Genomic DNA, 19,818 nt, shown 5'->3' on the forward strand with positions numbered 1-19,818 from the left:
GACCGACGTCGTTCTCGCGACATCGACGCAAGCTCTCGGCGACGCAAACCATCGCTGCGCGAGGCGCCTCGACGCGCGCTTCGCGATCTCAACACGACATCCGCGAGCGCGTCGTGCGCGTGTCGCCGCGACGGCTCGACGTCCGTCCGGGCCGGGCGGGGCCGGGCCTTTCGGTGAGCGATCGTCACGGGGCGGGCGTGGCGCTGCTCGGGACGGGAAGCGCGCCTTCGGCGAGCTGATCGCTCTCCTGGTTGCCCTCGAAGCTGTTGTCCTCCGACACCGACGGCGCCTGCGCGCCCTGCACGACGAGGCCAAACCGGTTGCCGGTGGACTCCGAGCTCGCGAGCGCGCCGCCGCTGTCGCTGAACAGCAAACCGGCGCGCGCGCAGCGCTGCACCTGCACCGTGCTCACCTGCGCCGTCGAACCCAGGACCACGAGGCCGTCGCCCAGGTCCGGCACCGATTCCGTCTGCCCACCGGAGCTCAGGGCCGAGAACGTGCCGCCCTCGACCCCGAGGATGACCGTGTCCTCCACCGTGCTCGGCGAGGCCAGCAGCAGGCCCGCCACGCGGCTCTCCAGCACGGCCGACCTCTGGACGAGGACATGCGCCGCTCCGGCGCTCAGCAGGCCGACGCCGCCCGTGCCGTCGCGCTCCTCCGGCAGCGAGCGCTCGATGAGGCTGTCCGCGATCTCGAGGGTCGCGCCCCGGGACGCGGACACGCCCGCGACGTGGGGCTCGACGATATACGTCGACGCAAGCGTGGCGCGGCCACCCTGCACGAGCACGCCGGCGGCGCGATCCCGGTGCAGCGGGTTCGCGCGCGTGCCCTCGATGACCACGCCGCTCGCCGAGAGCGTCCCGCCCGAGACGAACAGCCCGGCGTCGCCGGCCTGGCGCACGAGGCTCGACGACAGCGAGAGCGCTCCGCCGCGCTGCTCGACGGCGACTCCGAGGTGACCGCTCTCCGAGGCGGCCGCACCATCGAAGAGGTTGCCAGATGCCTCGACCTCCGTGCCGGCGTCCGCGACGGCGAGCAGCGCGTCGCACGCGCCGGACAGCACGCTGGACGCGAGCGACGCGCGCGCGCCCTGCTCCACGGCCAGGCCGCCGGCTTCGGGCGCCGGGTCCGCCGCGGCGGCGATGAGGTTGCGCGCCGCCACGAGCTCCGCGCCGGCGCCCGTCACCAGCGCGCCCAGGTGATGGTGGACGAGCGCGTTCGCGTCGAGCCGGAGCGTGCCGTCCTCGAGGTGCACGCCGACGCCGTCTCTCGTCGCCGACGGCAGCGCCGCGGCCTCCAGCAGGTTGCCCTCCGCGACCACCTCCGCCGCCTCGGAGCTGATCCGCAGGTTGATCGTGCCGCCGACCAGCGCGTTCTCGGTGAGCCGCGCCTCGGCCCCGGAGACGACGAGCACGCTGATCCAGCCCTCGCCCGTTCCATCGTCCGCCCACGACGACTGGACGAGGCTGCGCGACAGATCGAGGCTCGCGCCAGGGAGCGCGACCACGAGCCCCTTGCCGCTCTCGCCCGTCACCCGGATGTCGCGCACCGAGACCGCCGCTGACTGGATCAACACCCCGATCGATGGGCTGAGCAGGCTCACGCCGCGCACGCCGGCGTGGTCGACGTCGTGGATCCAGACCGCGCTGACGTTGCCGTCGGGATCGCTCTTCTCGCCCCGGAGCACCACCCGCGAGGCGCACCGCCCGACGATCTCGATGGGCTTTGCGATCTCGATCGGCTCGTCGTACTCGCCCTCGGCCAGGACGACGCGCCCGTCCGCCTGAACGCCCGCCAGCGCCTCCGCCAGCGTCGTGAACGGCCTCTCCCGCGACCCGTCGCCGTCTCCGCCCTCGTAGCCAGGATCGACGTGGAGATCGCCGGGCGCCTCGACGATCTCGCCCCACGGCGCCGAGCCGCAGCCGTCCGGGCCGTCGATGGAAACACAGCCCTTCTGCGGGACCGCGAATGTCCCCTCCGGGCACCTGGCCATGGTGGGATGGCAGGCACCGCCCTCCACGAACTCCGCCGCACAGCCGGGGATCCCGACTTCGATGCAGCCCTCGTCGTGCTTCGGGATCGTCCCGGGCGAGCACTTCGCGAGCGCGGGGCGGCAGAAGCCGTCCTCGTCGACGAAGGCGTCGGCGCAGCCCCGAATGCCCACCTGCGCACATCCGCTGGCGCCGCTGATCTGCCCCGGCGCACACCCCGAGCCGCCGCCGCCTTCCCCCGGGAGGTGGGTATACGGGGGCAGGTCGGTGCTCTCGCAGCCGAAGAGCGAGACCGCGTACAGGCTGGAAGCGAGAGAAAAAAGACACCAGGGCGCCGAGTGTCCAAGCTTTGCGCGCAACACCCCACCAACCTAGCAGATGGTCCGATGCGCACGCCGGCAATGCGCGCCTCTCACGCCGTCTCTAGCCGCTCGAGACCGGACATTCACGGGCGTGACCCGGACAGCCGCACGTCGGCTCGCGCCCAGGCGCGCTTGAAGCGCGCGTGTGCGGCGTCCGCTTCCTCTTCCCTGCCCTGTGCGCGGAGGCTGCGCTCGAGCCCGCACAGCGACCAGCCGTTCTGCGGGTGCTGGAGCAGGTCCTCCCGGTACGTCGCCTCCGCGTCCCGCGCGCGGCCCGCCGTGAGGAGCACCGCGCCGAGCGTGTGGCGGACCGGCTCGGGCCAGTCCGGCGGCTCGAAATAGCGCAGCTCGTCCTCGATGCGCGCGGCGTCCTCGAGCATGCGAGCAGCGGCGCCGGTGTCGCCGCGCTCGGACGCGATCTGGCCCTCGAGCACGAGCGAGGCGATCTCGAGCAGATCCTTCGCGCGGTTCCTGCCGATCGTCGCGTCCTCCCGGCTCTCGGACGCTATCGCCCGGAGCACCGTCGCCTCGCGCGCGGCATCGTCATGGCGCCCCGTCGCGGCGAGCGCGCGGCCGCGCGCATAGCGCCATATCCCCGCCGTGTACCGCAGCTCGGGCGGCGGCGCCGGCTCTGCGAGGACGTCGTCCCACCGTCCGAACCGGACGAGCGCGAACAGCAGCGCAGGGCGGAACATCTCGAGCATCGGCATGTGTCGGACGTTGTGGTCGGGCACCGCCGCGGCCAGCTCTCGCGCGGCGCGCACGGCGACGGCGCTGCGCCCCTCCATGCTCGCCGAGACCGAGAGGAAATGGAGGTTGTGCGGGAAGTACATCATCGGATAGATGCCCTCCGGGCGCCGCTCGCGGATGTACCGGCGATCGGCCAACACCGCCTGCTCGTTCGCGTCAGAGGCGTCGGCGTAGCGACCGACGCGCATGAAGATGTGCGACGCCATGTGCACGAGGTGCCCAGCGCCAGGGGCCAGACCGCCGAGCCGCTCGGCGCTCGGCAACGCCCGCTCCGGCGCGCGCGACGCTTCGACCGCGTGGATGTAGTAGTGATTCGCGCCGAGGTGCTCGGGATCTCGCCGGAGGACGCCCTCCAGCGTGGAGACGATCTCCTCGGTCCCCGGCTGCGGCCGGCCGTCCTGCGTCCAGAGATCCCACGGGCGCAGATCCATGAGCGCCTCGGCGAAGAGGACACCCGCGTCGAGGTCGTCGGGGAAGCGACGGGCGAGCTCGCGCATCGCGCTCGCGTAGGCGCGGTCGAGGTCCGCGCGGTCGCGGTCCGGCGTGCGGCCCGACGTTGAAGCGTGGCGCTCCGCCAGCGCGTCGATGTACGCGCGCTCGCGCTCGCTGGCGGACGCGGCGAGCGCGCGCGCCTCCTCCACGGCCTCGAGGGCGGCCCGCTCCCGCGTCGCGTCGGCCGGCTGGTTGATGTTGGGGCCGAGCGTGAGCGCGATGCCCCAGCGGGCCATGGCGAGGCCGGGATCGAGGCGGGCGGCCTCCCGGAATGCCTTCCTCGCCTCGTCGTGGTTGAACGCGTAGACGAGCCGCAACCCCTGATCGAAATAGCGTTGCGCGAGCTGCGATGACGTCGTCACGGGGTGATGGAGAGCGCCGATGTCCTCGAACAGAGGGATGCGCTCGGCGTCGGGGGCCTCCGTAGGCGCAGGGCCGGTCGGCGGCTCCGCTCCGGGCGAGGCTGGGCGTGGCTCCGCGCCGCACGCCGCGAAGACGGCGCAGGCGCAGAGCAGGGGCAGGCTGGAGAGCGCGCGTCGAGCTGTCATGGGCAACCTCCCTGGAGCCCGGATCGCCACGGGTTCCGACGGTCCAACATCCCCTCGCGGGGTCGCTTTGCCTCGGGCGCCTCCCTCCGGCGCGATCGCGGAGGTCGAGCCGAGCGAGGGCCATGCACGCGCAGTTCCCGCGGCGCGGGAAGGCAGCGCACAGAAAGCCCGGGCGTGGCCGGGCCATCGACGCGCCCGCGCGGTCAGCGCGGTCAGCGCGGTGCTCGATGGACGGACGGCGCGACTTGCGGCAACCTCGGGATATGACGACGTGCAGGGATGAAGCTCTCCGCTGGGTTCACCGCTACGCGATCGGCGGGGCGGCGTTCGCCGCGCTTCCGCTCCCGATCTCGACCTCCACCGGGCTCGTCGCGATCGAGACGCACATGATGGCGATGGTCGGCGAGATCTACGGCGAGAACATGGGATCCGTGGTGACGACCGCCGCCGGCGGGAGCTTCGCGATCCTCGGGCAAGGCCTGAAATTCCTGGCCACCCGGGCGGTCGGCTTCGTCCCCCTGATCGGGCCGGCCATCAAGATGGGCATCGCAGGGCTCACCATCGAGGCGATCGGCCGGGGCGTGGTGGGGCACTTCGAGAGAAAGTACCCGGGCAAGATCTTCGACAAAGCGTGAGCCGACGTGGCGTGCCCGGCGCGCGTGCGAGGCGCGCTGCGCGCGACGCGCTGCCTGCGGTGCACACGAGGCGCGGCGCGCGGACGAGGCGCGCTGCGCGCAGTGCGCCGGCGCGCGGAGCTGCCTGACGCGCACGAGCGGCAGCCCGCGCACGAGGCGCGGCGCGAGCAATGCGCCGCCTGCCGTGCACACGAGGCGCGGCGCGAGCAATGCGCCGACGCGCGGCGCCGCCTGGTGCGCCGCGCGCCGCCATCGACGTCCGTCAGTTCTCGCAGCCGCTGCAGGCGAGCGGGCAGGTGCCGTTCACCGTCGCCTGACAGTGAAGGTCGGGCGCGCCGGCGCTGTCGCCGTAGTCGCAGCAGATCTCGCCAGCGTCGCAGCATCGCACGCCGCAGCAGAGGCCTTCTTCGCAGCCGAAGCCGGGGGCGCACGCATTCGCGCACTCGCCCTGGATGCAGACCTGAGTCTCGGTGCAGGTCGTGCCGCACGACCCGCAATTGCGCGGATCACCGGCCAGGTTGACGCACTCCGATCCACAGCACGAGAGCCCGGGCTCGCACGTGCACATCGTGCCGCCCTCGCCGCCCATGCCGCCCTCGCCCCCCGTGCTCGTCGTCGCGACGGTGGAGGTCGCTCCGCCTTCTCCGCCCGCGCCCCCGCTGGAGGAGCTCGATGCGGTGACATAGATCGGCAGAACGTTCACGGTGCCCGGGTCAGCTTCACATCCAGCAACGGCGAACAATGCGGCCCACAACAGCAACGCGATCACCCGATGACAGGGCATGAGCACCTCCAAGCCGAAAATCACACTACCACGGAGGGGCGCGGCCACACGAGGGGGGCATGGCACACGGCGAAGCGCCGGCTGTATGCACTGCGTCGTACGCCGCTTCACGCGCGTCACGACGATGAACGCAGCGGCGCCTGCGACATCAGGGGGTGATGAGCTTGCAGTCTGACAGGAGCCCCGTGTACCAATCATCGGTCCTGTCGAGCCATGCGCCCTCGCTGGACCAACGGATGCCGGGCCGCTTCATCCTGCCTTCGACGGTGTAGGTGCATTTCACCGCGAACCGTGCGGACGGCAGCTTGCCTGCGGTGAGCGCGGACTCGCTCCAGAGGCCGGCGGCGAGGAACTGGACGCGGTCCGTGGTCGTGTAAGGACGGAGCAGTTTTTTGTCGTCCGCATCGCCCTTGGACCAACCCTGGGTGGGCGACTCGAACGCGCAGTGCCGGCCGCTGACTTCCTCGGCCGACCAACAGGCGAGATCCTTGATGTCGGTGGACACGAGGGTGACCTCGACCTGGGACTTGTCCCCGGGTTTCCACTTGGGGCCGGCCGTGCCGGCCGCAGGCTCACGCCCGAAATAGGCGAAGGCCGCGGCGAGGCCGCCGATGATGATGAGGAACAGGATCATGCTCTTGCCGAGCGAGCCGCCCTGCGGTTGGGCGGCGGCGCGAGGCCGCGCGCCGGGCTTCTTGCCGGCCGGGCGCCGCGCTGCGCCAGCCTGCTTTGCAGGACGCGAGGCTCTGGCCGGCGCGGCGCCGTCGGCGCGGCCCTCGCCGTCCTCCTCGCTGCGGGTGTCCTGCGCGTCGGCCTCGCCGGGAGGCGCTTCGTCCGTGTCGGGGCGGTCTCTGTCTTCGGAGCTCGTAGCCATCGAGGCGCTTTATGTACCGGAGCGCGCCCGCGACTCAAGCATTCCGTGGACCGAGCGGCAGGGCACGATCGCCCGTTCCAACGAGCAGCCCTTGATGTAGGCTGCGGCCGCGATGACGTTCGATGCCAGAAATCCACGCGCGCGCATCCTCGGCACGGGCCGCTCCCTGCCGCTCGCCGTCCCGACGAGCGAGGCGCAGGCGGGCGCGCCGCCGGCGGACGGCGCGGCGGGCGACCCGGGCGCGAGCGACGAGCGGCGCCGCGTCGCGCCCGGCGAGCGGACGAGCGACCTGGCGGCGCGGGCGGCGAAGGCGGCCCTCGAGGCGGCCGGCGTCGGGCCGCGCGATCTCGAGATGATCATCCTCGCCACCTCGAGCGGCGACGCGCCGATGCCGGCGACCGCGGTGTACGTGCAGCAGAAGCTCGGCGCCGAGCACATCCCGTCGTTCGACCTCTCCGCGTCGCTGACGGGCTTCCTCTACGGGCTGTCGGTGGCGAACCAGTTCGTGACGGCGGGGACCATGAAGCACGTGCTCGTCATCGGCGCGGACCTGCTCTCCCGCCGCCTGGATCCGCGGGACAGGGTCTCGGCCCAGCTGTTCGGCGATGGCGCCGGCGCGGCGGTGATCGGGCCGGCGACCGGCGACGGTCGGGGGATCCTGAGCGTCGGCTTGCGCGCCGACGGGAAGAGGGCCGATGTGCTCCAGGTGCCCGGCGGAGGATCCGCGGAGCCGCTCACCGTGGAGCGGCTCGCCGACCGGCGGCACTACCTGCGCGTGAAGCAGCACGAGCTGCGGCAGGCCGCGGAGGAGCACCTCGGGGCCCACGCCCTCTCGGCGGTCGCGGCCGCCGGGCTTGCGCCCGCGGACGTCGACTGGGTGATCCCGCACCACGCCGACCCGCACCTCGTCGCCCTCCTCGCCGAGCGCCTCGGGTGCTCGCCCGAGCGTGTCCTCGGCGCGGTCGACGGCGCCAGCGCGGCCGGGACCTGCGCGGGCTCGGTGGCCATGGCGCTCGACGAGGCGCTCCGCGATGGCCGGATCGTGCCCGGGAATCACGTGCTGCTGTGTGCGCTCGGCGGCGGCCTCACGTGGGGCAGCGCCGTGCTCCGCGTCTGAGTCGACGAGGGCCGGGGTCTCTGGCGGCGGGCGGCCCGGCGGGCACACGGCCCTCGAGGGAACGCGCGCTGCGCTCGGCGGCGGGGTGGGGGGATTTCCCCACCGCCACGCTCGCGACGAAGGCGACGAGCGCGACGGTGGACTTGTCGCCGTGCGCTCCCCATCGTGCAGGAGAACCCATGAACGACGCTCCTCTCTACAAAGATGCCAAGCAACCCGTGGGAAAGCGGGTGGAAGACCTCCTGAGTCGGATGACCCTGGACGAGAAGGTGGGGCAGCTCATGCAGCTCGACGCCCAGGGAGATCTGGAGGACGCGATCGGGCGGATGAAGGTCGGCAGCCTCCTGCACTGCAACGGGAAGGACGCTGACACGGCGATCCGGCGCGCGCTGGACACCCGCCTTGGCATTCCGGTGCTGATGGCCGACGACGGGATCCATGGCCATTCCTTCTGGGCGGGCGCCACGATCTTCCCCACGCAGCTCGCCATGGCCTGCAGCTGGGATACGGGGCTCCTGGAGCAGGTCGCGCGGGTGACCGCCGCCGAGATGCGGGCCACGGGACTCAAGTGGACGTTCTCTCCCGTCCTGTGCCTCACACGCGATCTCCGATGGGGCAGGGTCGGGGAGACCTTCGGCGAGGATCCCTATCTGATCGGCGAGTTCGCCTGCGCGATGATCAAGGGCTATCAGGGCAAGGGCCTGGACGATCCGGACGCGGTGCTGGCGACCGCCAAGCACTACGCGGGGTACTCGGAGACGCTGGGCGGCCGTGACGCCTCGGAGGCGAACATCTCGCGGCGCTACCTGCGCTCGTATTTCCTGCCGCCCTTCGAGCGGGCCGCGAGGAGCGGCTGCATGGCCTTCATGACTGGATATCAGTCCATGGACGGGATCCCGGCCACCGCCAACCGCTGGCTCCTGACGGAGGTCCTCAAGGAGGAGTGGGGGTTCGAGGGGATCCTCGTGACCGACTGGAACAACGTGGGCAATCTCGTGCTCGATCAGAAGGTCTGCAAGGACATGGCCGAGGCGGCCACGGTGGCGGTCCGGAGCGGAAACGACCTGATGATGGCGACACCGCAGTTCTATGAGGGCGCCCAGGAGGCGGTGCGCCGCGGGCTCCTCGCCGAGGCCGAGATCGACGCGGTCGTGCGGCGCGTCCTGTCGCTCAAGTTCTCCCTGGGGCTCTTCGAGGACCCCGGGTACAGCAGCGAGCAGCGCATCCAGGAGATCATCGGGTGTGCGGCCCACCGGGACCTGAACCTGGAGGTCGCGCGGGCGTCTCTCGTGCTGCTCAAGAACGACGGCCTGCTGCCGCTCGCGGAGGCGGCGGCGTCGAGGCCCTTGCGGCGGATCGCGGTGATCGGCCCCAACGCAGACGACACGATCGCCCAGCTGGGCGACTGGTCGCTCGGCTCGGGCCAGATGAGCGGCGGCAACGGGCCGCAGCACCCCCGCTCGAGCATCGTCACGATCGTGGATGGGATACGGGAGCTCGCGCCCCCGGGGTGTGAGGTGGTCCATGCCGCGGGCTGCTCCGTTCTCGGCGAGGACGAGTCGGGCATTCCTGCCGCGGTCGAGCTGGCCCGGGGCGCAGACGCGGTGGTGCTGGTCCTGGGGGACAGGATCGAGCTCATCGGCGAGACGAAGAGCACGGCGACCCTCGAGCTCATGGGCGGACAGAGGGCCCTCTCGGACGCGATCGCCAGGACCGGCGTGCCCACGGTCGTTGTCCTCGTCAACAGCAAGCCGCTGGTCCTGCCGCGCTCGGCGCTCGGCGCGGCGGCGATCCTCGAGGCGTTCAATCCGGGGATGATGGGCGGGCGGGCCGTGGCCGAGGCGGTGTTCGGGACGATCAACCCCTCTGGCAAGCTGACGATCTCGTTCCCCTACCACGTGGGCCAGCAGCCGATATTCTACAACCAGGCCCGCGGTCAGCACGGGAATCGCTACGCCGACCTCACGCAGGAGCCGGCGTTCGCCTTCGGCTTCGGCCTGAGCTACACGCGCTTCACCTACGGCGATCTGAAGGTCCTGACGCCGAGCGTGGAGCGAGGCGGCACGGCGTCGTTCGAGGTGACGATCACCAACGCTGGCGGGCGCGATGGCGTCGAGATCGCCCAGCTGTACATCGAAGATCTGGTGACGTCGTCCACGTGGGCGCAGAAGGAGCTGAAGGCCTTCCACCGCGTGAGCCTGGCCGCGGGGGAGGCGCGCAAGGTGCGCTTCGACCTGCCCGTGGCGGAGCTGTCCCTGGTCGACGCGGAGGGGCGCCGCGTGGTGGAGCCGGGGGATTTCCGTGTCCACATCGGCTCGTCGTCCCGGCCGCAGGACCTGCTCAGCGCCGGCTTCGCCGTGCTTGGCGTTCCGCTGGCTCAACGTATCTTCTGAGGATCACTGCCCCTCACCGCACGCAGGTCGAAGCGCGGAGCGGCCCCGCGTCGCCGAGGGGGGCGCATCCGCCGGCGCTCTCGGCTAGGGTGCCGGGCCGTTCATGCAGCTCATCTCCCTGTCCCCCCTGGCCGCGTCGGCGTTGCTCTGGCGAACGGCGAACGGACCCTGTGTGACCGTCGCCGTGAAGGCGACCTTCCAGCTCTCGCCCGACGGCGTCGCCGCGCTGGCCGCGCCGCTGCCGCTCTTCGACGACGTCTTCCACGAGCAGAACGCGGGCCGGAGCCTCTATGTCGCCTCGGATGCCGTGCCCCACAAGCCCCGCGCCGACGTGCTGCTCACCGGCAGCGCGTACGCCCCGCCCGGCCAGCGCGTGAGCCACCGGTGGGTGCGCCTCGCCGTCTTCCACGCGCACGCGCACGGGCAGGCGCCCGCGGTCGACAAGCGGCTCCAGGTCGTGGGCGAGCGGCAGCGCGATCCCGCGACCGGCCAGGCGACGGCGCCGGCCCCGTTCTCCAGGCTGCCCGTGCGCTACGAGCTTGCCTTCGGCGGCGCGCGCTGCCCCGAGAACCCTGTCGGAAGGGGGGCCGATCCCGCCGACGTCCGGCTGCCGAGCATCGTCAACCCCGCTGCGCCCGACGCCCCCGACGGCTTCGGGCCCATCTCGAGCGCGTGGCCGCAGCGGCGGCGCGCGCTCGCCGCGTGGGATCCCGCGAAGCTCCTGCTGCCTGTCCCGGAGCTCCCGATCGCCATGGACTGGGGCTACTTCAACGCGGCCCCGCGCGACCAGCAGATACGCTACCTGCGCGGGGACGAGTGGATCCTGCTCGAAGGCCTCCACCCCACGGCCGCCCAGGTACGCTCTCGCCTGCCCGGCGTGACGGCGCGCGTGCTCCTCCGCGCGCCGCGGCTCGCCGACCCCGCCGGCGTCGAGCTCACCGTGCGCTGCGACACGCTCTGGATCGACGCCGACGCGCTCCGGTGCACCCTGACGTGGCGCGCGTCCCTGGCCGTCGCCGAGCGCGCCCTGGAGGCCGTCGAGCGCGGCAGGATCCTGGTGACGCTGGCGCCCCTCGACGAGCGCGCGGCGTGGCCTGCGCCGGAGCCCGCGGCCGCGGCCGCGCCGCCGGTCGGCGCGACGACGGCGCCGCTGCCGGAGGGCGTGAGGCCGCCCGCGGGCGCGCGGCCGTCGCTCCCGATTCCCGAGCCGGATCCGTCGGTTGCCCGCGGCATGAGCGCCGAGGAGTGGGCCGCGCGCGGCGCGGGCGCGGAGGCGTTGCGCCCGTCGCTCGACCTGACGCAGACGCGCCCCCTCGACCCCGCTGCCTTCGCCGAGGCCCTCCGCGCGTTCGACCCGGCGCCGCCCGGCGCCGTCGCCGCGGAGGCCTCGCAGGCGGGTCCCGGCGCCGGGGAGGCGGCCGGAGGCGCGGGCGCGCCGCCGGTGTCCGGGCAGCCGCCGGTGTCCGGGCAGCCGCCGGTGTCCGGGCAGCCGCCGGTGCTCGCGGACACGCGCGAGTTCAATCTCCAGGACGTGCTGCGCGGCGCGCGCCAGGAGGACGCGCCGTTCCCGATCGCGCCGCCCCGGCCCGCGGAGCAGGCCGAGCCCGCGCGGGCCCCTGCCCAGGTCTCGCTGGAGGCCCTCCGGCAGGCATTCCCCGCCATGGCCGCGCACATCGCGGCGCACGCCGGCGCGCCGCTGCCCACGGCCACGCTGCCGCTGCCCGAGCCGGAGCCGTCGAAGCCGACCAGCGAGGATCTCGCCGGCTCGCCCGACCTGCCGCCGCCCGCGAGGACCACCGAGCACGTCCCGATCCTGAACCTCACCCCGTTCGCCGCCTTCACCATCCCCTGGCAGGCCCGGCCGCCGAGGGACTCGCTCACCGTCGTGGTCAAGGGCACCTTTGACCTCGTGCCCGGGGCGCCGGCGGCGATCGCGGCCGATCAGGAGCTCCCCGGCGGCGACGTCCACGTCGACGACGACCCCGAGAAGAGCCTCCGCTACCCGTCCGATTTCGCGATCTTCAAGCCGAGAGCCGACGTCCTGCTGGTCGGGCACGCGCACCGGGCCAGCGACGGCGACGCCGCGGCGCTCGTCCGGCTGCGCCTCGGCGACGCGCTCGACCGCGCCGTCGCGGCCGTCGGCCCGCGCCGCTGGGACGCGCTCGGCGCGCCCACCGCGCCCGGGCCGTGGGACCCCATCCCGCTCCGCTTCGAGAGCGCCTTCGGCGGCGCCGGGTTCGGCCCGAACCCCGTCGGGACCGGGTACGGCGCGCGGGCAGGCGGCGCGCTCCCGTCGCTCGAGCTGCCGGATCGGGTGATCCGCTCGGCGGGCGACAGGCCCTCTCCGGCGTGCTTCGCGCCGATCGCGGCGACGTGGAGCGATCGCCTCGAGAAGATCGGGTCCTACGGCGAGCGCTGGAGGAAGACGCGCTGGCCGTTCTTTCCCGACGACTTCGACTGGACCTTCTTCAACGCCGCGCCCGCGGAGCAGCAGATCGCCTATCCCCGGGGGGACGAGCCGTTCGAGCTCTGGTCCGTGCGCCCGGAGGGCGAGGTCGTCCAGGGGCGGCTGCCCGAGCTGCGGGTCCGCGTGTTCAAGCAGGCGACGGAGGAGGCCGGCGGCGGGTTCTCCGAGGTCCCGATGCGGCTCGACACCGTGTGGTTCGACGCCGACGCGCTCCGGCTCGTGCTGGTCTGGCGGGGCCTGCTCGACGTGGCCGACGAGGACGCTTCCGAGATCGCGTCGCTGTTCGTCCTGAGCGAGCCGATGGCGCAGGGCGGGGCGAAGCGCGAGCCGGCGGCGAAGCGCGACGCGCGGGCGCGCTTCTTCGCGGAGCTCGCGGCGCGCGAGGCGGCCGAGGCGCCGGCGGCAGGCGAGGAGGGGGCGGCGAACGACACCGCGGCCGAGGAGGGCGAATCGGCCCTCGAGGCGCGCATCGCCGAGGCGCTCGCCCAGGCGCGCGCGCGGCGGCGCACGGCGGCCGGGAGCGGCGCGGCGGCGGCGGGGGCCGCCGCGGCGGCGGCTGCCGCAGCGCCGGCGCAGGCGGAAGGCGGCGTCCCCCCGCGAGAAGAGGCTGCTCCCAGCGATCCCGTGGCGGCGCCGCCGACCGCCGGCCGCGACGCCATCCTCGAGCTCCTTCGCCTAGGCGAGCCGCTCGCCGGCATGGACCTGACCGGCATCGACCTGTCCGGCGCGGACCTCGCCGGGGCCGACCTGGGCGGCGTCATCCTGAAGCGGGCGAACCTCCGGGGCGCCCGCATGGACGGCGCGCGGCTCGTCGAGGCCGTGCTCGCGGAGGCCGACGCCGAGGGCGCGCGCTTCGAGGGAGCCGATCTCACCCGGGCCGACCTCACCGGCGCGAGCGTCAAGGCCGCGCGCTTCGCCGGCGCCGTCCTGGAGCTCGCGGCCGCGGCGGAGGCGCGCTGCGAGGGCGCCGTCTTCGAGGGGGCGCGGGCGCCCGGCGCCAGCTTCGCGGGGGCCACGCTCACGAGGGCCTGCTTCGATCGCGCGGACCTCACCGGCGCCGAGATGATGCAGGCCGCCCTCGACGAGGCGAGCTTCCGCGACGCGACGCTCGATGATGTGAAAATTTACGGTGCTACCGGGGCGCGCGTCACCCTGGACGGGGCCTCGCTCGCCGACCTCCGCGCCGACGACGTGGTCCTCCGGAACGGGTCGTTCCGTCGCGCGCGGGGCCCGGGCTCCGTGTGGGAGGGCGCCGACCTCACCGAGGGCGTCTTCGCGGGCGCGGCGCTCCCGGAGGCGAGCTTCACCCGGGCGACGCTCGACCGGGCCACCTTCGAGGGCGCCGACCTTGTCGACGCCCGCTTCCGCAAGGCGCGGCTCCGCGGCGCGCGCCTGCGCCATGCGAACCTGATGCGCGCCGCCTTCGACAGCGCCGATCTCGAGGGGGCCGACCTGCGCGGCGCCAACCTGTATCAGGCGGAGACCTGGAAGGCGCGCACGGCCGAACTCCACATCGCGGAGGCATTCACGGCAGGGACCAAGCTGGAGGAGCGATGAGCCGAACAGCCATGCTGAACCTCCTTCTGCGCCTCTCCCCGCTGCGCCCCGCCGTCCGCCTCGAGACCGCCGGGCGGCGCGACCTCACCGAGGACCCGCTCGCGGGTGGGCTCCTCCGCGGCGCGCCGCGGATCACACCGCCACGAACACCTTCACCTGCGAGGGCGCGACGTGGGCGCCAGCGGGCATGTTCGCGTTCGAGCCGTTATGGGCCGACATCGCGGTGTGATAGACGATCTTCTTCCCCTTGGCGTAGACCTTCGAGCTCGCGCGCTTGAAGGTCACCTGCCCTCGGTTCACGTTCGAGACCATCCCGCCGAGCGTGCCGGCCTCATCGCCCTTGCTGCTCGGCATCTTCGATGCCTCGGTCACGGTCTCCTTCTTCTGGACGAGCACCTTGGAGACGGTCGACTCGCAGCCGTTCAGCGTCCCGATGTTCGGGAACGGCGTCGGCACGGGGGGCGCCGGCGGCGCTGGCACCTTGCACACGTCCGGCATGGCGAAGCACATGCCGCCGGCCTTCGTCGCTGCGGGCATCTTCATCTCAAGATCCCTCCACTTCCACGCTGGCTCATCCGAGCAGCACGCGCTCGCCGTCGATCGATGTCTCCTTCTTCGAGACCATCGATGTCCGCTCGCTGACGAGCTGATACGCCTCGCGGATGAGCGAGCGCGCGCGCCTCGCCCGGGTCTGGAGCAGCCCGTCGACGTCGCGGTAAGCGTCCCTTGCCCGCTCGATCAGCCGCTCGGCCTGGATCTCCATCCGGCCGGCGGTGGCGGCGATCTGCGCGGCGGTCGTGGCGATCCGCTCGGCGAGCACGGTCGCCTCGGTCGCGTGGAGCGACGCCCTCTCGGAGGTGACGTCGACCGCCGCCGCGGACACGCGCACGGCCGCCCGCGCGATCACGAGCGCCGGCTCGCCGCCCTCGCCGACCTCGCTCGCCACGCGCCGCCCCGCCCGGTGCCGGACATCGCGCCGCGCGCGGAGCTCCACGTCCGTGGCCGCCTCCACGACGACCTTCCCTCGCGGCGCCGCGAGCGTCAGGTCCCCCGCGGGAGCGGCGACGCGCGCCGCGCCCGTCGCGGCGTCGTACGTGACGGCGACAGCGCCCGACGCGTCCCGGATCGCGATCATGCTCCCCTCGGCCGACGCCGTGGCCCCTTCGGCCGTGTGGATCACGGGCCCACGGGCGGCGAGGAGGATGCCAACGATGTAAAAATCCGATGTGGTTGCGTGTTTTGAGACGAGCACCCGGTCGCCGGGGGTCGCCTGGTAGCCGGGCACGGCGAGCCGCGCGCGCGCCGTGGCGCCCTCGACGCCGGGGGCGCCGGGCCGGACGAGGCGCACGACGGCGCGCGCGGCGTCTTCCAGGTCGACGAGGGTGGCCTCGAGCACGCCGCCAGCGAAGGGCTCGTGTTCCAGGGCGACAGCGTCGTTCGCGTTCATCGGGGCTCCGTCCGGAAATCTTCCGCGCGCGCGCGGTCAGGGTCGGTGTTCTTCATGTTGCGGGTGCGCGCCCCGAGCAGCTCGGCGTCATCGAGCCTGGCCCGGTGCAGGTCGGCGCCCTCGAGGTTGGCGTTCACGAGGTGAGCGCGCTCGAGGCGCGCGTGCGAGAGATCGGCCAGCGAGAGATCGGCGTTCGCCATCACCGCGTCGCGCAGGTCCGCGCCCGGGAGCCTCGCCGCGCCGAGGCTGGCCTCGCGCAGGTGGGCGCGGCGCAGCACGGCGTCGTTGAGCGCGGCGTCGGAGAGGTCGGCGCGGGAGAGATCGGCGCCGTCGAGGATCGCCCTCCTGAGGTTCGCGGCGGGGGCGCGCAGGCCCGCGAGCTTCGCGCCCTTCAGATCGGCGCCTTCGAGGTTGACCTGAGAGGCCTCCACCGAGGTGAGGTTGGCGCCGCGGAGGTTCGCGCCCGACAGCGTGGCATTCGTCAGGACGCAGCCGCGGAGATCGGCGCCCTCGCCGTTCGCGTCGCAGAGGAGCGATTGTTCGATCACCGCGCCGGCGAGCTGCATGGCGCGGAGATCGGCGCCGGAGAGGTCGGCCGCGAAGAGCCGTGTCCGGCGGAGGTCGGCCCCGGCGATGGCGGCGGTGGACAGGGCGGCTTCCGAGAGATCCGCGTCGGAGAGATCGGCCTCGGTGAGGTCGACGTCGGCGAGCTGCGCCCCGCGGAAAGTGGTGCCGCCGAGCTTCGCGCCGGCGAGGCAGGCGCCGGAGAGGTCGGTGTCCGAGAGGTCGGCGCCCGCGAGGTCGGCGCCGCGCAGGTCGGCCTCGGCGAGATCGGCGCCGGAGAGGTTCACGCCGGCCCACGAGAGGCCGCGGAGAGCCGCCTTGCCGAGGGACACGCCGGCGAGGTCGAGGCCGCGCAGGTCGACGCCCGCGAGGCGGACGCCCTCGAGCGAGCAGCCCTCGAGCTTCGCGCCGGCGAGAGACGCCCCGTCGAGGGTGGCGCCGGCGAGGTTGGCGTTGCGGAGATCGGCGCCGTCGAGGGAGGCGCCGGTGAGGTCCGCCCCGGCGAGCGAGGCGCCGCGGGCCCGGCAGCGCTGGAGCTGGGCGCCCCGGAGCGAGGAGCCGTCGAGGACGAGCCCGTCGCAGCTCGCGCCGGAGAGGTCGGCCCGGGCGAGGTCGCACTGGACGAGGCGCGCGCCCTCGAGGGCGGTGCGGCGGAGATCGATCGCGGTGAGCCGGGAGGCGTGGAGCTCGGCGCCCGCGAGGGACGCCGGGGGGCTCGAGGCGGAGAAGTCGAGTCCGGTGGCGGCGGCGCGCAGGAGATCGGCGCCGCCGAGGAGGAGGCCTGTCGTGACGGCGGCGCGGAGATCGACGTCGCGGAGCGAGGCGCCGGTGAGGTCGGCGGAGGAGAGATCGGCGCCGTCGACGGCGGCGCGGTCGAGGCGGGCGCCCTGGGCGTCGCAGCGCTGGAGGCGCGCGCCGGAGAGGACCGCGTCGAGGAGCTCGGCCTTGTGGAGGCGCGTGGCGCGGAGATCGGCTCGCTCGAGCAGGGCGCCGGAGAGCTTGGCGCCGGTGAGGTCGACCTGGTGGAGGGAAGCGCCGGTGAGGACAGCGTCGCGGAGATCGGCGCCCGCGAGCCGGCAGGCCTCGCCGGGAGGGCCGCCGAGGAGGGCGCCGGTGAGGTCGGCGTCGATGAGGTCGGCGCCCTCGAGGTTCACGTTGCGGAAGATGGCGCCGGAGAGCGTGGCGCCGGCGAGGGTGGCGCCGCGCAGATCGACGTCCTGCCAGAGGGCCTTCGAGAGATCGGCGCCGCGGAGATCGATGCCGGGGGCGACGGCGCCCGAGATGCGGCTGCCGGCGAGCTCGCCGCGCTGGCTCTTCTGCAAGAGCTCGGCAGGCGTCGGGGGTGAGCCGTGGTTGCGCTGCGCGGGCATGGTCCGGGCGAGGCTAGGTCATCGCGCGAGGGGTGTCACTGAGGTAGCGTGCGCGCTGGCACGGGTTCGTCGGAGTTGGAGGGGCCGTGCAGGGGCGCGGGAGCGGGGGAGGCGAGGAGAGCGATGATCAGCGTCGCGGTGAGGCTCGAGACGGAGTGCGGCACGTGCCGGATGCCGATGCCGGTCAATACGCTGGCCAGGGAGGTGGGGTGCCCGAGCTGCGGGCGGCGGACGGAGGTGAGCGACGATGTCTGGCAGGCGCTGCTGCGAGATCCGGTCTACGACGGGCCGAGGATGCTAGCGAACGAGGGGCGGCAGTGCTCTGCGAGGAAGCTCTCGGCCGCTTACACCCGGCGCGGCCCGTGCTGCCAGGGATGCGAGAAGGAGATCCCCGTCGCGAGCATCGTAGAGGTGCGAGAGCAGGCGATGCTCCAGTGTGACCGTTGCGCCAAGCAGACCTGGGTGCGAGCGGTGCCGGTGGAGCTCGCGGGAGCGCTCCCGAACATCACGCACCTCGTGGGCGAAGATCCTGACTCGCCCGCCATGGCGCAGGCAAATGCGGCGGAGGCGGCGACGTTTCCATGCCCGCAGTGCGGCTCACCGGTCGCGTTCGACGGCGTGAACCGAGCGTACACGTGCCGCTTCTGCAGCGCGAACGTGCACGTGCCGGACGACTTCGTATATCGCGGGCGAAGGAAGGTGGCGGCGGACTGGTTTCTCATCTTCCATCCGTCGATCGCCGACAGCGCACCGGCCCAGCAGGCCGTCGCCGCAGGGCTGTTCGACTGGGAAGAGCCGCCTGTGGCGGCCGTCGACGCAGAGGGCAACGTTTACTGCGCGGCAAAGCAGTCGCACTGGTACTACGACGAAAACAATGAGGTAACGGAGAAGAAAGGGAACATTCTCTGGTCCCTTGATTCCTCGCTGAAGGTACGCTGGCTTCGGCGCGACCGATCGGACGCTGCGCGCTTCGTGTGTTGCATAGAGGACAAGCTCCTCGTGATCGGCACTGCAAGCTCATCGCCGCTCTGGCTTGATTCGAAGACAGGTACGCCCGTCGAGAGCTCAGGAGCAGCGTCACCGGCGCGCGGCGTCGAACCATCTGGTGCTGGTCCCCTGGCCTGCGATCGCGATGGTTCGTTGCTGGTCCTCAAAGACAGCAGGCTGCGGCGGATTGCGGCGAATGGTGCGGAGGTCGCCGTGTGGGCGAAAGGCGCTCCAGAGGACCACGCTGAGGAGGTTCGCCACTGGGACTGGGACGAGCCGGTCGATCGTCCGGTGGAAATACGTGGATCGGTCGACGTCTTGCATTGCGGTCCAGACGGCTCGCTTTACATGCTGAAAGAGCTCTGGCCCGACGTGCTTGTCCGCCTCGACGCGGATGGACGGACGGTCTATCGCGTGGAGCTCCCCGATCAAGCTCCGGGTGAAGAGCATCAGGTGCTCGGCACCGACCTTCGCGGCAACGCCTATGTTCTTCGTGCTAGCCAACTCGTGCGGGTCAGTGCCACTGGCGCGCAGAGCGTTGTCTTGACGGCGGAGCGCGACGCACTGCCGCGGTCCAAGATGAGCATTGCCGTATGCCCCGATGGGTCGTTCTGGCTCTTCGGTGAGGAGGGGCTCGCCTGGAAGTTCGAGCCGGGAGGCAAGCTGCTCTTTGCCAGCGAGAAGGAGCCCAGACCTAGGAAGCCGACTCATGATGATCTTGTTCAGCGCAAGGCAAATGCGGCCGCGGAAGCGTACATGGCACAAGCCGAGCGTGCCCGTGTAGTCGCCGCCGAGAACTTCCGTATGGCAGAGGAGTTGGTCAGTGCAAGCATAGAATGGAAGCGTCGCGTTGATAAGATTGGATGGGTAGTCGGTGCTTTGGTTTTGGTGGTGCTGGTTTTGTTCTTGTTGTGGCTGTTTGTGGGCCGTGCGCAGTCTTGAGACGCTAGCCTCGACGTGGGCACTTTTGTGCATCGTGCCCGCCCTTATCTTGTAGGGTTCCCGTGCATCCGCACGGTTTCGGGGGGCCGCGGCCGTTCCGGCGTAGCCACCCGGCCATCGCCATGGGCACGGCCCCTTGCGGCTCCCGGCTGGGTCGACGATGCCGGGCGCGGGGCGGCGCCGCCCACGACTCGGCGCCGGCACAGGCGGTCCTGACGGCACAGGCGGTCCTGAAGGAGGGCCCGGCGAGGCGGCATCCGCTTGGTCACCGGCCGAGGCTCGCGTTGTTCAGGTCGCGTCGGCGTCAGAGGGCCTACGAGAGATCGGCGCCGCGGAGAGCGATGCCGGGGGCGACGGCGCCCGAGGTGTGGCTGCCGGCGAGCTCGCCGCGCTGGCTCTTCTGCAAGAGCTCGGCAGGCGTCGGGGCTGATCCATGGTCGCGCTCCGCGGGCATGGTTCGGGCGCGGGTAGGCTATCGCGCGGCGGGTGTCACTGAGGTAGCGTGCGTCCCGGCGTACCGTCGCCGGGGTCGCTGGGG

Annotated in this window: 13 protein-coding genes; 5 read left to right on the plus strand and 8 right to left on the minus strand. The window is 72.7% G+C overall.

From position 1 onward, the window contains the following. Window positions 1–184 precede the first annotated feature (184 nt). Both WME73_RS14485 and WME73_RS14490 read right to left on the minus strand, forming a co-directional pair. Window positions 185–2,353 carry a DUF1565 domain-containing protein gene (locus WME73_RS14485; RefSeq protein ID WP_437746033.1) on the minus strand — a complete coding sequence of 723 codons (2,169 nt, stop codon included), beginning with the start codon at window positions 2,351–2,353 and terminating at the stop codon, window positions 185–187. 83 nt (window positions 2,354–2,436) lie between these two features. Then, the gene (locus tag WME73_RS14490) at window positions 2,437–4,143 is read right to left on the minus strand and encodes a hypothetical protein (RefSeq protein WP_437916055.1); all 1,707 of its coding nucleotides are present in this window, start codon (window positions 4,141–4,143) and stop codon (window positions 2,437–2,439) included. Window positions 4,144–4,406: 263 nt separating this feature from the next. Here WME73_RS14490 and WME73_RS14495 point away from each other — a divergent pair, with 263 nt between their 5' ends. Beyond that, complete coding sequence (locus WME73_RS14495; RefSeq protein WP_437746035.1) at window positions 4,407–4,778, plus strand: hypothetical protein; 372 nt, start codon at window positions 4,407–4,409, stop codon at window positions 4,776–4,778. Between the two features lie 262 nt (window positions 4,779–5,040). Here the strand turns inward: WME73_RS14495 and WME73_RS14500 are convergent, their stop codons facing one another. Both WME73_RS14500 and WME73_RS14505 read right to left on the minus strand, forming a co-directional pair. Beyond that, a complete protein-coding gene (locus WME73_RS14500) occupies window positions 5,041–5,481 on the minus strand; it encodes a hypothetical protein (protein ID WP_437746036.1) in 441 nt (146 codons plus the stop codon). Window positions 5,482–5,710: 229 nt separating this feature from the next. Then, window positions 5,711–6,436: a hypothetical protein gene (locus WME73_RS14505; RefSeq protein ID WP_437746037.1), complete on the minus strand. Its 726-nt coding sequence runs from the start codon at window positions 6,434–6,436 to the stop codon at window positions 5,711–5,713. A 112-nt stretch (window positions 6,437–6,548) separates the two neighbouring features. Between WME73_RS14505 and WME73_RS14510 the strand changes: the two genes are divergently transcribed. The 3 genes from WME73_RS14510 to WME73_RS14520 all read left to right on the plus strand — a co-directional run bounded on the left by WME73_RS14510 (window position 6,549) and on the right by WME73_RS14520 (window position 13,970). Beyond that, complete coding sequence (locus tag WME73_RS14510; protein WP_437746038.1) at window positions 6,549–7,553, plus strand: 3-oxoacyl-ACP synthase III family protein; 1,005 nt, start codon at window positions 6,549–6,551, stop codon at window positions 7,551–7,553. A 179-nt stretch (window positions 7,554–7,732) separates the two neighbouring features. Further along, entirely contained in the window at window positions 7,733–9,946 is a 2,214-nt protein-coding gene (locus tag WME73_RS14515) for a glycoside hydrolase family 3 N-terminal domain-containing protein (RefSeq protein WP_437746039.1), read from the plus strand. A gap of 103 nt (window positions 9,947–10,049) precedes the next feature. Continuing rightward, a complete protein-coding gene (locus tag WME73_RS14520) occupies window positions 10,050–13,970 on the plus strand; it encodes a DUF2169 domain-containing protein (protein WP_437916058.1) in 3,921 nt (1,306 codons plus the stop codon). A 132-nt stretch (window positions 13,971–14,102) separates the two neighbouring features. On the opposite strand, the gene WME73_RS14525 is transcribed toward WME73_RS14520, so the two are convergent. From WME73_RS14525 to WME73_RS14535, 3 genes are read right to left on the minus strand one after another with little or no spacing between them, the layout of a single operon-like run. Further along, window positions 14,103–14,513: a PAAR-like domain-containing protein gene (locus tag WME73_RS14525; protein ID WP_437290455.1), complete on the minus strand. Its 411-nt coding sequence runs from the start codon at window positions 14,511–14,513 to the stop codon at window positions 14,103–14,105. Window positions 14,514–14,541: 28 nt separating this feature from the next. Continuing rightward, on the minus strand, window positions 14,542–15,417 hold the full coding sequence (locus WME73_RS14530) for a DUF3540 domain-containing protein (RefSeq protein WP_437916059.1): 876 nt from the start codon (window positions 15,415–15,417) through the stop codon (window positions 14,542–14,544). Next, a complete protein-coding gene (locus WME73_RS14535) occupies window positions 15,414–17,351 on the minus strand; it encodes a pentapeptide repeat-containing protein (RefSeq protein WP_437916060.1) in 1,938 nt (645 codons plus the stop codon). The genes WME73_RS14530 and WME73_RS14535 overlap by 4 nt, the downstream gene beginning before the upstream one ends. A gap of 123 nt (window positions 17,352–17,474) precedes the next feature. Here WME73_RS14535 and WME73_RS14540 point away from each other — a divergent pair, with 123 nt between their 5' ends. Next, window positions 17,475–19,280, plus strand: coding sequence for a hypothetical protein (locus WME73_RS14540; RefSeq protein WP_437916061.1), 1,806 nt, complete (start codon window positions 17,475–17,477; stop codon window positions 19,278–19,280). A 313-nt stretch (window positions 19,281–19,593) separates the two neighbouring features. Here WME73_RS14540 and WME73_RS14545 read toward each other — a convergent pair whose 3' ends face one another. Beyond that, window positions 19,594–19,734 (minus strand): hypothetical protein, encoded by a 141-nt coding sequence (locus WME73_RS14545; protein ID WP_437916062.1) that lies wholly within the window; start codon window positions 19,732–19,734, stop codon window positions 19,594–19,596. Between the last annotated feature and the right edge of the window lie 84 nt (window positions 19,735–19,818).

It is taken from the genome of Sorangium sp. So ce302 (assembly GCF_051530145.1).
GTDB classification, from domain to species: domain Bacteria; phylum Myxococcota_A; class Polyangia; order Polyangiales; family Polyangiaceae; genus Sorangium; species Sorangium cellulosum_B.